This is a genomic window from Paenibacillus sp. 1-18 (assembly GCF_000520755.1).
GTDB classification, from domain to species: domain Bacteria; phylum Bacillota; class Bacilli; order Paenibacillales; family Paenibacillaceae; genus Paenibacillus; species Paenibacillus brasilensis.
The window spans coordinates 17,748-30,258 of sequence record NZ_ASSB01000140.1 but is presented as its reverse complement, the minus strand read 5'-3'; the positions used below and the strand labels follow the sequence as shown (position 1 = coordinate 30,258).

General features: G+C 46.5%; 11 protein-coding genes. 2 read left to right on the top strand and 9 right to left on the bottom strand.

Annotation, left to right across the window (positions count from 1 at the left end):
* Positions 1 to 902, bottom strand: a 902-nt coding sequence (locus L693_RS0109590) for an IS4 family transposase (RefSeq protein ID WP_025717079.1), incomplete at its 3' end; no start/stop codon positions are given.
* A gap of 130 nt (positions 903 to 1,032) precedes the next feature.
* Here L693_RS0109590 and L693_RS0109585 point away from each other — a divergent pair.
* Together L693_RS0109585 and L693_RS0109580 are read left to right on the top strand one after the other, a co-directional pair.
* Positions 1,033 to 1,437, top strand: coding sequence for a YtxH domain-containing protein (locus tag L693_RS0109585; protein ID WP_025717078.1), 405 nt, complete (start codon positions 1,033 to 1,035; stop codon positions 1,435 to 1,437).
* Between the two features lie 96 nt (positions 1,438 to 1,533).
* Entirely contained in the window at positions 1,534 to 2,010 is a 477-nt protein-coding gene (locus tag L693_RS0109580; protein WP_049825112.1) for a DUF5665 domain-containing protein, read from the top strand.
* Between the two features lie 114 nt (positions 2,011 to 2,124).
* Here L693_RS0109580 and L693_RS0109575 read toward each other — a convergent pair whose 3' ends face one another.
* From L693_RS0109575 to L693_RS0109540, 8 genes are all read right to left on the bottom strand, one after another.
* Positions 2,125 to 3,084, bottom strand: a complete 960-nt coding sequence (locus L693_RS0109575; RefSeq protein WP_025717076.1) for a magnesium transporter CorA family protein — start codon at positions 3,082 to 3,084, stop codon at positions 2,125 to 2,127.
* 114 nt (positions 3,085 to 3,198) lie between these two features.
* Positions 3,199 to 3,972, bottom strand: coding sequence for a sigma-70 family RNA polymerase sigma factor (locus tag L693_RS0109570; protein WP_025717075.1), 774 nt, complete (start codon positions 3,970 to 3,972; stop codon positions 3,199 to 3,201).
* On the bottom strand, positions 3,969 to 4,421 hold the full coding sequence (gene rsbW / locus L693_RS0109565) for an anti-sigma B factor RsbW (RefSeq protein WP_025717074.1): 453 nt from the start codon (positions 4,419 to 4,421) through the stop codon (positions 3,969 to 3,971). Before rsbW ends, L693_RS0109570 begins: the two co-directional genes overlap by 4 nt.
* A gap of 18 nt (positions 4,422 to 4,439) precedes the next feature.
* Positions 4,440 to 4,778 carry an STAS domain-containing protein gene (locus L693_RS0109560; protein WP_025717073.1) on the bottom strand — a complete coding sequence of 113 codons (339 nt, stop codon included), beginning with the start codon at positions 4,776 to 4,778 and terminating at the stop codon, positions 4,440 to 4,442.
* A 100-nt stretch (positions 4,779 to 4,878) separates the two neighbouring features.
* Positions 4,879 to 6,549 (bottom strand): response regulator, encoded by a 1,671-nt coding sequence (locus L693_RS0109555; RefSeq protein ID WP_025717072.1) that lies wholly within the window; start codon positions 6,547 to 6,549, stop codon positions 4,879 to 4,881.
* A gap of 19 nt (positions 6,550 to 6,568) precedes the next feature.
* The gene (locus L693_RS0109550) at positions 6,569 to 7,438 is read right to left on the bottom strand and encodes a CheR family methyltransferase (protein ID WP_025717071.1); all 870 of its coding nucleotides are present in this window, start codon (positions 7,436 to 7,438) and stop codon (positions 6,569 to 6,571) included.
* Positions 7,439 to 7,516: 78 nt separating this feature from the next.
* Positions 7,517 to 11,233: a response regulator gene (locus L693_RS0109545; RefSeq protein ID WP_025717070.1), complete on the bottom strand. Its 3,717-nt coding sequence runs from the start codon at positions 11,231 to 11,233 to the stop codon at positions 7,517 to 7,519.
* Entirely contained in the window at positions 11,217 to 12,398 is a 1,182-nt protein-coding gene (locus L693_RS0109540) for a PP2C family protein-serine/threonine phosphatase (protein WP_025717069.1), read from the bottom strand. The genes L693_RS0109545 and L693_RS0109540 overlap by 17 nt, the downstream gene beginning before the upstream one ends.
* Positions 12,399 to 12,511: the final 113 nt, after the last annotated feature.

Genomic DNA, 12,511 nt, shown 5'->3' with positions numbered 1-12,511 from the left:
CCAAACAGCGTTGGAATATTCAAATGTTGCTTGATCCAACGGAAAAAGACCTCAATCTGCCATCGAGCTTTATACATCTGTGCAATTTGTTCCGCTGTGACCTGCATTAAATCGGTAACGACTCGGATTACTCGACCTTCAAAATCTCGAAACATCACCACACGATGACGTCGCTTGGAACGACACTGCGGTGTCCCCAACCGGCAGGTGATATCCCGAAGGATAGTTGAATCCGATGGCTTGAGACGGGAAAGGGCATGAGGTTTTTCCAAATGGACATTGTCACGAAGCCGAATGACAAAGGATTGTCCTTGGATTTTGAAGTCATCCAGACGCTCCAGTTTCCCATAAGCACGATCCATCACCAAAATGTAGTCCGGTTGAGCCAACGCTTCACTCATGGGGCCATCATGCTTGGAGCCCAGCGTTTCGACCACCTGAAGGGGTTGCCCATTTTGGGCTCGTAAAGCAACATGAAGTTTAATACCTGCACGCTCCCCATGATAAGGAGCCCAGGGTAGTCGTGTTTTTCCCACCGTCATGGTGGTTGAATCGATAAGGAGCAATTCTTTGGGAAACGCAAGCTTTCGGCGTGTTTCTCGGCTACACTTGTGAATGACCCGATGAAGAAGCTCCTTAAATATAGCAAAGGGGACTTCGGCCGCTTTGGTGGAAAAACACGAATAATGAACCGCAAGTAAGCCACTGTGAGCGGCATGATCCACCCCGGAACGATAACTGTCCCATTGTTCTAAGGCAGCTACACACCAGTATTGAAGTAAGTGGGTTACCGTGAATTTACGGGCTTTGTCTTCATAGTCTGTTTCCTTGGCAACGCTTTGCACTTCTTCTGGTGTCAGAATAGATTGAAGGATGAATGGGATCGTGATAGACTTTTTCATGGAGTCGTCACCTTTCGGTTAAGTTTGTAGGGGTACAAACATTTTACCGAGTTGACGGCTCTTTTTCTACCATTTAGTGGTTAATCAACAGGTGTGATATTTTTTAATTATATAAAAGGAGTGATGTGATATGAGTAACATGGACAATCAAAATACGGTAGGCAATACTTCAAGCTTTGCAAAGGGTTTATTCATCGGAGGTTTGATTGGTGCTGCGGCAGCCCTGCTGTTCGCACCGAAGCCAGGCCGTGATTTGCGCAGCGAACTGTCTGATAAAATGACGATTGTATCCGATAAAACAAAGGACGTCGCATCTGTAGTCAGCAGCAAAGCGACGGATTTGGCCAAAACCGTTTCCACCAAAACAGCAGATGTAGCCAAAACAGTAGCCGAGAGTAAAGACAACATCGTATCCAGTGTAGCCAAAGCTTCTGCCGATGTTGCTGATGAAGCAAACAAGGCAGATCAGGAGATTATGGATGCAACAGCCAAGGCAGCCAAAGATTCGCAAAAACAATTGAATGCAACATCCTAGTAGCCAAACGTTTTGATTACAACAGGAATAAATCTTAAACACTGAACAGCCAGCATGCAAGAAGCTGGCTGTTTTTTAAATGATAGAAAGGCAGGGATGACGATGAACAAACCAAGCTCATATGGAGATGACCTTACCGCAAACAACAAAAAAACCTTTCATCCCCGGCAGGCTCAAGCTCAACCAGACGAGGTTTCATCCAGGCAGGCCTCCTCAGCTCATAATCCTGTTAAAAGGCAGGTTCGTGAAGAGGATTTTGACGTTAATGAGCATCCTTTTGAGCTACGACATGAGATCAAGCGGCTTAACAAACGGTTAGATCAAATCGCAGATACGCTGGAAAGAGCAGAATTTCGCGATATTCTGGAGAACTACTCCAGCACTAAACGAAGAATTATGAGTAACCTGACAGCAGGGATTGCACGGGGACTTGGTCTCACACTGGGTACAGTGGTTATACTCGCCTTACTCGCCTGGTTGCTTAGCTTCCTGGTACAGCTAAACCTTCCGGTCATCGGAGATTATATCGCTGAATTGCTGGGATATATTAAAATGAGCCAAGGCGGTAAGTGATCATCCTCCACTATCCTATAAAAACGATCCATCGTAACCGTAGCGTGCTCCTACAAGAGCCTCAAGTTACAATGGATCGTTTTTTATCTTTATACTGCAGCTGCTAAGCAGCCGCTACAATTTTCTGCGCTTGTTCGTTTTCAACAGGTCTCCTGTCCACCCCTTCATCATTAGCCAGCCATACATCCCCGCCATACTTAGCAGGGTGGCTGCAATCACAGCGGTAAAGCCCCACCCTGTTTCAAGCCAGGGCAGATCTTTAAAATTCATGCCCCAGATAGCCCCCACTACGGTTGCGGGTGTAAACACGGCAGTCACAATGGTAAGCGTCTTCGTAATCTCATTCCCCCTAAACGCGGAAATGGCATCGTCAATAGAGATCAGCGTGTCGATTTCCTTTTCATAATGCCGGAAAAGCCCCTCCATCCGGGTGACACGGTAAAGTAGCTGCTTAAAAAGGCGGTTTTCCTCCAGCTTTTCGAGATACGCCTCCCGGGAGGCTGTTACCAGCTCTGAAAAGGGAATAAACATATTGCTCCAGTACAACAGCTCGAAGCGGGCATTCAATATAGAATCCATCAGTGTACGTGCATTTCTTTTCTCCATGTCCTCTTCCAGTTTTCTCAGATTGATCTCGAACTTGTCCATCCCTGTATGAAAATAATGAAGCACGGCTCTAGCTAATACAAACATGCCGTCAGCTGCGTTTTCACACTGTGCAAGCATCTTTTGTCGTTCAGCGGTGTGCATAATTTCGCGGGTATTTTGATCCAGATTTAACGTCACCAGCTTCTGGTTCAGAACCAAAAAGTAAAACTTGTTGCAATTACGCTGACTGTCGATCTCCTCCTGAACGGAATAGATCAAGGACCCGCACATCAAGGGCTGAATGGCATCCGGGAAGCGAACAGAAATAAAGCTTGAGGGAGTACCTTCCACCTTGTCCAGCCATTCTGCGGCCTCCGGAAGCTTCCTCTTCAACTCTTGTATGACCGGGTCCTGCCAGTCCGCAGCGCTGATGTCCCACCATTCCCATCCTCCACGAAAGGAAGAAATCTGTTCAAATGCTGGCATAAATTCTATACTTCCTCCCTTTTTTCGTTTTAAAAAGGACACGCTTCCCTAATGGAATAGCGTGTCCTTATGATGTGACGTCAAATATTCGAAACGATAAATTCCATGGTCTTCTCATGAGATAGAGGAATTAGACATAATCTGCTTCAGCTTTTCTGTTGCCCGCTTCTGGATACGGGAAACACTCATCTGTGATACGCCCAACGTCTGCGCAATCGCACGTTGGGATTGGCCGTCCTGAAATGCGAGAAGGAGCACCTTCTGTTCCTGCTCTTTCAGCTGGCTTAAAGCCTGCTGCAAATCCATCCGTTTTTCGACTGTATCATAATCGTTGGCGTCCGAGCTAATAAGTTCACCGAATGTAGCTGCGCTCTCTTCCTGGGATAAAGGCGAGTCCAGTGAAACATAATGGTAGCATTCACGACCCGCAAGCACTTCGATCGTTTCTTCTACAGTCAGATCCAAATATTCCGCAATCTCATTCACATTCGGTGAACGTTCCAATTTAACAGTCAGTTCGTCGATAGCATGCTGAACAAGCGCTCCCTTTTCCTTAATGCGGCGGGGAACCTGAATATACCATGATTTGTCTCGCAAATAATTTTTCATATGTCCCAGCATACTTTTCATAGCATACGGCTCAAAGGGAATGCCCAAGCTGATATCGTATTGCTGAAGCAGACGGATCAAGGCCATCTGACCGGTCTGATATAAATCTTCGTATAAGTCCGGGCGATTGCGGGAGATCTTCCCGGCAGCCATTTTAACCATGGGCTCATACTTGCGAATCAGCACGGTAGCAATCTCGTTATCTTTGGTTTGCTGGTACTCCCAGATTAGACCAACGGCTTCATCCATCGACTCCGGGGGAGTTACCTTTTCATTCATACTTTCTCCTCACTTCTGGTTAGACGCTTTATCAGTACCACTTCTGTGCCTTTTCCAGCCTCATTCAAGATATGGACATCATCCATAAGCGCCTGCATGAGATAAAAGCCTAGTCCCCCCACCTCTGCATCATTCAACTCCTTGTCATGCAAGGATGCGATACGGGACGGGTCCTCTACTCGTTCAAAGCTCTCCCCTTCATCTTTGACACGAATAGACAACGAAGCTTCGTCAAATTCGAATGTCACTTCCACAACTCCTCCCTTATGACCATATGCATAAAGGACAGAGTTATTACATGCTTCCGATACAGCCACTTTCATGTCTTCAATCTCCTCATAAGAGAATCCCATTTTCGCGGCAATACCGTATAAATTTAATCTTACAATATCAACAAAGTCAGCAGTGGCGGGCAAATTAAGAACTACTTTTTGAATTTGAGCATTCATTTCTTTTTCTTTCCTTTCCTATTGGGAATTCTCCTGAGGGACAAAGAATTTGGCAATACCGGTCATATCGAACAGCTTTTGAATTTGAGGCGGTACCTCCTGAACAACAAACCGAGACTTCATCCCGTGTCTTGCTTTTAAAATGGATAACAAAATGCCAATGCCCGTGCTGTCAATGTATTTAAGGTCTCTCAAATTAATAATCAAATCCTGACTGGGTTCCTCTACCAAAGGCTCCATTACCAGACGAAAGTCAGGTGCTACCGAAAGATCCAATTCTCCACTCAGATACACGATATTTACGCCATCGCTCGTTTCTGTAATTGCATTGAACTTGTCATTTCTATTAGTATTCATAGGCCTACGCTCCCAAAAAAAGATTTCCCTACATACTAACCCATTATACGGGTCCTTGAATCACACCATAACCTTTTCTGTACCTTCCAAATGCCACCAGCTAAGCTTCATTGATTTGATTTTTGCCTGACCGCATCGGGAAATGATCTGGGGAATGCCGCAGCAGCACCTGTTTTACACTGCTGATTTTAACTGGCTTGCTAATATAATCATTCATACCGGCTTCGATACAGCGAGGCTGAATACCGTCCATGACGTTAGCTGTCATGGCGATAATGGCAGGTTGAGATCTTCCAGTCAGCTGTTCACGCACTCTGCCCGTACACTCCAGACCGTCCATCACGGGCATTTGCAGGTCCATAAAAATATAGTCATAGTCCTGATTAGCGATGACCATATCAAGTGCCTGCTGCCCGTCAGCCGCAACGTCTGAAGCCAAACCGAGCTTATCCAGTATATTAACCATCAGCTTCTGGTTGATCGGATGGTCATCCACGACCAATACAGGTTTACGGCTCGGGGTCTCCTTAGGCGGGATTTCCCAATCATGACCGGACTCTCCCTCCAGTTCATTTTCCTGAGCAAAGCCCAGCTTCATTGTAAAATAAAATGTTACACCCTGTTCTCCGCTCGTATCCACACAGATATCCCCGCCCATCATATTGACCAGCGTTTTGCATATGGCGAGTCCCAAGCCAGTCCCTCCATATTTACGTGTCATTGAAGAATCAAGCTGGGAAAAGGGCTGAAACAGCCTTCCAACCTTAGCTGGCTCAATACCAATACCGGTATCCTTCACAGAAAACTCAACGGTAAGTCCTTTGTCACTACGCTCTTTGACAGAGGCAAAGACATATACCCCGCCTTGGTCTGTAAATTTAACGGCATTGGATACCAGATTAATCAGTATTTGACGCAGTCTTCCCATATCTCCATACAGCACGGCAGGCATCTGCTCATCGAGAACATAAACCAGCTCCAAATTTTTCCGGTTCACTTCTACCGTAAACAGGCTGAAAACTTCCTTGATACAGGAAACCAGTTCGAAGGGATATTCCTCTACTTCCATTTTGCCTGACTCCAGCTTGGTAAAATCCAGAATATCATTAATGACCGCAACAAGCGCGTCTGCACTGCGGCGGATGATATCGGCATATTCCTGTTGATCGCTTTGCAGCTCCGTCTCCATCAGCAGATCAATCATGCCAATGACACCGTTCATAGGTGTGCGAATCTCATGGCTCATCATCGCCAAAAACTCCGTTTTGGCATTGGCCGCAATTTCCGCTGCCTCCTTGGCGGCAATCAGCTCGCTGTTCATCTTCTCCAGCTCCTGGGTCTTCTGGTGAAGCAGCATAGACTGTGTCTTCAAGCGCTTGTTGGTCAAATACATTTGCACAAAGCCATCAATTTTGGACTTGAGAATTTGAGGAATGAATGGCTTCACCATATAATCAATCCCACCCGCTGAATAGCCTGCAAACAAATGTTCAGCTTCCTTGCTGTTAGCTGAAATAAAGATAATCGGAATATCCTTTGTTTTCTCTCTGGCCTTAATCAGCTTTGCAGTCTCAATTCCATCCATACCCGGCATTTGCACATCAAGCACAACAAGTGCGAACTCATCTTTTAACAGACATCGCAGTGCTTCTTCTCCGGATGTAGTTTTTACCAGATTATATTGTTCACTCTCCAGCACCGCCTCAAGAGCGAGCAGGTTCTCAGGTCTGTCATCTACCAGCAATATATGAATCGGTTCATGAAGCCCCATGGAATCCTCCTAAACATCTCTATTTAATCTTCCGGTATATTTTTTCTAACCGGTCCAGCGGCTCGTAGGAATCGCTATAATCGGTAAAATGTATGGATTCCTTGGCCCCAAGCACCAACACGCCAAAATGACTCAAGCTATCGTAAAACAACCCATGTACGTGGTTGCGAAGTTCGTCGTTAAAATAGATCATGACATTCCGGCAAAAAATAACATTGAATTCATTAAAGGACCGGTCTGTCGCCAGGTTGTGCTCCGCAAAAATAATGTTTTTACGTAAAAAGGGGTGAAACATCACTGAATCATACTTGGCTGTATAGTATTCAGAGAACGATTGCGTGCCCCCTGACTCCAAATAATTTTTGGTATACAGCTTCATTCGATCAATCCCGTATACGCCTTCCTTCGCCTGTTGTAAGGACAGATTATTCATATCCGTCGCATAAATACGGGCCTTATCATATAAGCCCTCCTCATGCAGCAGAATCGCCATAGAGTATACTTCCTCACCTGTAGAGCACCCTGCATGCCATATTCGAATGTACGGATACGTCCGCAGAATCGGTATGATTTTCTGCCTGAATTTCAAAAATAGCTCCGGGTCGCGGAACATCTCGGTCACTGGAATCGAAAGGCTCTGTACCAGCCTGTCGAAGGCGCTGCGGTCATGCAGCACCTTCTCCTGAAGCCCTGATACCGTGCTTACATTTTCGGACTGTGCATGATAATAAATACGCCGCTTGATCGAAGGCAGAGCATAATTGCGAAAATCATAGCCGTACAGTCGATGTATTCCTTCCAGCAACAGCTCAATCTCGATCATTTCCCGCTCCGTGTCGTTCGATTTTGATTCCCTAGCAGCATTATCCGCCATATCCTTCGATGTCATAATCTCTCTCCAATTCCTGAATAGATTCTGCCTGTACCGCTCAATTATGTGTTGATGTATATTACCCGATTTTTTGGGCTACGAATACAGCCATACCCGCATTAATGACAAAAGCTGTTCGGTTTGAATCGGCTTTTTCACATAATCGGAAGCGCCCGCCTCAATACACTTGGAACGATCATCCTTCATGGCCTTGGCCGTCAGCGCGATAATAGGCAGCTTTTCAAATTGTGGCATCAGCCGGATACGCCGCATGGCCTCATATCCATCCATTTCCGGCATCATCATATCCATTAGCACCAGATCAAAATCAGGTGTTTGCTCCAGCAGCTCCAGCGCTTCTCTACCATTTTCCGCAAAGGTAACTTCCATACGATAGCTTTCCAGCACGCTCGACAGAGCGAATACATTGCGGATATCATCATCGACCAGCAGTATCTTTTTACCTTCAAACAGTTCTTCCTTGTTGTATAGCTTCTGCAAAATTTTGCGTTTATCCTCAGGAAGATTCGCCTCGACCCGATGCAGGAACAGTGTAGTTTCATCCAAAAGCCGTTCCGGGGATTTGACATCCTTAATAATAATAGACTCTGCATATTTGCGAAGTTGCGTTTCTTCTTTGCTGTCCAGATCCTTGCCTGTGTAAATAATAATCGGCAGATCGGTTAGCTGCTCATTCTCCCGAATACGATCCAACAGCTCAAAGCCTGTCATGTCGCTCAGCATCAGATCCAGCACCATGCAGTCATATCGCTGGGTTTCCAACTCATTCAACGCTTCGTGACCAGTCGATACTGCCGTAATGGCGACATCATCATGGTCAATCAGTTCAATGATGGATTTACGCTGATTATCGTCATCCTCGACTACGAGGAGGCGTTTTACCGTTTGGTCTGTATACGATTTAATATGTGAAAATGCCTTATCCAAACTTTCCTTCGAGGATGGCTTTTTGAGGTAGGCAATCGCGCCCATCATCAATCCTTGCTTCACATCATCTATGACTGAGATGACATGCACCGGAATATGGCGTGTTGACGAATTTCCTTTCAACTCGCCCAAAATCGACCAGCCATCCATCACAGGCAGCTGAATATCTAAAATAATGGCATCCGGTAAATAGGATTGGGCCATGCTCAGCCCATCGTCTCCCTGGAGAGCAATAAGTGCCTTAAAGTCTCGGCTCCGGGCCATATCGTACAGAATATTAGCAAAATGAACGTCATCCTCAATAATGAGCAACACCTTATCCCTCGAGGTAATCTCATTTCGGTCGTCCCCTGGATGTATAATGTCCTCCGGTTTGCTCTTCGAAGGCATCTGATACAACGGCAAGCGTTTAGCAGGCATAATCATAGGGAGATCCTCTTCGGCCGCTGCTGCGACATCCTCGATATCCGGGTTCATATGCACTCCATTAAGGCTCTCTCTCGAATGTTCCATATCCGCAGCCGTAGGCGTTTGTTCCGGCAAATACAGTGTAAAGCAACTGCCCTGCCCCTGCTCAGATTCCACGGTAATGGCACCGCCCAGCAATCTGGAAAGCTCGCGACTGATCGACAGACCAAGCCCCGTTCCGCCGTATTTGCGGCTGGTGGTTCCATCTACCTGCTGAAAGGCTTCGAAGATCAGCTCCATTTTATCTGAAGCAATCCCGATGCCCGTGTCACGTACGGATAGAGCTAGATAAGACTTTTGTGGATTCAGCAGGCCAGGAAGCTGCTCTCCGCTTGCCCGAGACACACTGAAAAGAATAGAGCCTTCTGTAGTAAATTTGAGCGCATTGGACAGCAAATTACGTAAAATTTGTTTGAGACGATAACCGTCACTTATAATGGCCTCCGGCAGATTTTCTTCGATCTCGGTATGCAGCTGAAGCGCTCGTTTGGCTGCAACTGGCGCAAAATTCTGCTCCACAAATAACTTCAGTTCCTTCAAATGGACTGTTTCATGATTAATATCCATTTTTCCAGCGTCCACCTTGGATAAATCCAGAATTTCATCAATCATTTTCAACAAATCCGCGCCTGACATATAAATGGTTTGTGCATATTCCACTTGTTTGGGCTTAAGATTGCCTTCCTTGTTTTCAGACAGAAGCTGAGAAAGAATAAGCAAGCTATTTAGCGGAGTCCGCAGTTCATGAGACATGTTGGCCAAAAACTCGGATTTGTACTTGCTTGTGATCCCCAACTGCATTGCCTGCTGCTCCAACTGAGCTCGCGCGCGTTCGATCTCGTCGTTCTTTTCTTCCACTTCCCGAACCTGTTCTTCCAGCGCTCTCGTTTTGGCAATTAGCTCGGTATTAAAATGCTCCAATTCCTCCTGTTGACGCTGTAGCAGTTCTTCGGAACGTTTAAGCTCTTCTGTCTGCTCCTCCAGGCTTTCGTTGGAGCGCTTGAGTTCCTCTTGCTGGGTTTGCAGTTCTTCGGACTGGCATTGCAATTCCTCAGTCAGCGCCTGCGATTCACGCAGCAATTGCTCAACCCGCATCCGTCCCTTGATGTTGTTCAAAATGATTCCCAGGCTTTCTACCAATTGAGCAAGCAGCTTCGTTTCCAGCTCACTGAAGCGATCCAATGACGCAATTTCTACGGCACCAATGCATTCATCTTCGAACAAAATAGGGAAAATCATAATTCCCACCGGCTTACTTTCTCCCAAGGCGGAGCCAATGGACAAGTAGCCGTCAGGCGCCTCAGTAATCAGGATCGGCTTACGATCCAGAACACACTGTCCAAGCAAACCTTCGCCCACATGGATGGTATCCTTAAGCAAATCTTTGTCGTCCGGTTTGGCATAGGAGCCATACAGCTTAAATCGGTTCTCTTCTACATCCTTACCTTGCAAATAAAGCGCTCCATAGCTGCCTCCCAAAATGGGCGTAAATTCGCTGATAAACATCTGAGCGACCTGCTCCAGTGAATTCACCCCTCGGAACAGTTCAGTCACCCGTGCAGTATTGGCATTAAGCCAGTTTTGATCCTTCTGCGTCTGAAGAACGGAACGTTCAAATTTCCGCTTCTCCTCCAGGTCTCCAGCCATTTGTTGAAATACGCGAGCAACCTCGCCAATTTCGTCCTTGGATGCGACACTCATCCGGCTGATTGCCCTGTATTTTCCTTTGCCAAAGCCATTGATCATCAGATTAACAGTATTCAAACCTTTGGCTATGCTAGGAAGCACCCATAAGATAACCAGTAACCCCATCATAAGACCGACAGCCATCAGAATCGTGGTCATCTGCACAGATTCCTCATAAGCCTGATTGGCTTGCTTCATGTCGTTGTCTATTTCCCGATCCTGAAAAACAGCCAGGGCATTAATGCTGTCCATCGCTTCCTCTTGAGCAGGCAATCCCGTACTATTGCGGAAAGCATTCGCCTCATCAATACGATCTTGTCCCAATAAGGAAACAAGTCTCTCTTCGTAACTTAGAAATTCCTTCCATGCAACAGCAACCCGGTCAACCTGCTGTTGCTCTTCACTCGTCCCGGAACCCGTTTGCAAACTAGCCAGCACTTTCGTTCCTGTAGCGGAAATATTATCAAGCTCGCGTTTGGCCTCACTGACGGAGGAGCCCGGATTCAGGATCAAGTTGGCCATAACCTTGGCCATATCATTCACCTGACCGCGAATAGCCGTTGTTTTGCGGACCTTCATATATCGATCCTGATAGACCTGATTCAACTGCTCATTCAGGCTCCCCATCCGATCATAGCTAATCAATGTCAGCACAAGGAGGATCGCCATTAGCGATCCAAAGCCGATCAGCAGCTTATTTCTGATTTTCATGCAAGCTCTCTCCCTCTTTCAATGAAATCCAGATCAGGCACTTGTCATCATCGCGATCCTGAGCTGCCTCTTTACGAAAAAAAGCATCCAGCATCGCTTCTTCATTCCATTCCTCATACTTGCGAAGACACGCAGTCAAATACTCCAATTGCTCCTCATATTCGCCCTCTACGGCCTCCAGCAAGCCATCCGTATACAAAGCGATATGCCCCGCTCCTTCATAATGGATCGTGTGCATTTCGGCATCAATTTTATCAAACAAGCCTACCGGACTACAGGCCCGGTCGAACTTGATGATGCTGCCGTCCTGACCGAACAGCAAGCCGGGAGGATGCCCTGCGTTCACATAGTCAATCCGCCGGGAACGAGTATCAATCACCAAATAGATCGCTGTAAAATAATACTGTACCAGCTGTTTGCCGAGATCCAGTTGGTTAAAACGGCGATTCAACTCCTGTATGACCTTCTCAGGCTCTACATATGTGGTCACAGTATCCTTAAGCACTGACGCAATGAACATGCAGAACAGCGAGGAAGAAATGCCGTGCCCCATCATATCCAGCAAGATGATGGCATACCTTCCTTCCCCTAGCGGATACCATGAATATAAATCTCCCGCTAATTCAAAGGAAGGCTGATATAGCGCGTTCACTTCCAGCGCCGGGTCTTGAATAGCGGGACTCAGTACCGCCTGCTGTACCATCGCAGCCAGCTTCAGCTCATCCTGAATCCGCTGATCCCGATCCTTATGCCAGTCCTTTTCCTGCTTAAGACGCAAGGCAGATCGGATTCTCGCCATGAGCTCCACCTTGTTAATCGGTTTCGTGACGTAATCGACGGCCCCTACATCCAGTGCTTCAGCCAGTTTTTTGGAATCGCCTACAGCGGTCACCATGATGATCGGAATATCTTTTAAATGCTCATATTCCTGTACAATGCTGCAAGCCTCAATGCCGTCCATTTCGGGCATCATCATATCAAGCAGCACCAAATCAATATCCGAAGGACGGGGTCGGAGACTAATGGTACGATCGCCAATCCCCAGATGCTCCAACATTTCTGCGGCTGAGCTAGCTGAAATAACATCTCTGTAATTTTCCTTTTTTAGTATTTCGCGAATAATAATGACATTGGTCGGATTATCGTCAACAATTAGAATTCTCATTGGCCTCTCCTTATCTGTAACCCATGTATTATACTATACCTGCTTAAGCGGCAACATCCTCGTTGATTAGAAATAGCGTTCCCTTAAAGAGACGTGCCCGTAAAGAAGGCATT

Bases quoted from the DNA above. Each gene is read 5' to 3' on its own strand.
- L693_RS0109575 (WP_025717076.1), bottom strand. From the start codon at position 3,084: ATGCCAGCATTTGAACAGATTTCTTCCTTTCGTGGAGGATGGGAATGG.
- L693_RS0109560 (WP_025717073.1), bottom strand. From the start codon at position 4,778: ATGAATACTAATAGAAATGACAAGTTCAATGCAATTACAGAAACGAGC.
- L693_RS0109570 (WP_025717075.1), bottom strand. From the start codon at position 3,972: ATGAATGAAAAGGTAACTCCCCCGGAGTCGATGGATGAAGCCGTTGGT.
- L693_RS0109540 (WP_025717069.1), bottom strand. From the start codon at position 12,398: ATGAGAATTCTAATTGTTGACGATAATCCGACCAATGTCATTATTATT.
- L693_RS0109545 (WP_025717070.1), bottom strand. From the start codon at position 11,233: ATGAAAATCAGAAATAAGCTGCTGATCGGCTTTGGATCGCTAATGGCG.
- L693_RS0109550 (WP_025717071.1), bottom strand. From the start codon at position 7,438: ATGACATCGAAGGATATGGCGGATAATGCTGCTAGGGAATCAAAATCG.
- L693_RS0109555 (WP_025717072.1), bottom strand. From the start codon at position 6,549: ATGGGGCTTCATGAACCGATTCATATATTGCTGGTAGATGACAGACCT.
- rsbW (WP_025717074.1), bottom strand. From the start codon at position 4,421: ATGAATGCTCAAATTCAAAAAGTAGTTCTTAATTTGCCCGCCACTGCT.
- L693_RS0109580 (WP_049825112.1), top strand. From the start codon at position 1,534: ATGACGATGAACAAACCAAGCTCATATGGAGATGACCTTACCGCAAAC.
- L693_RS0109585 (WP_025717078.1), top strand. From the start codon at position 1,033: ATGAGTAACATGGACAATCAAAATACGGTAGGCAATACTTCAAGCTTT.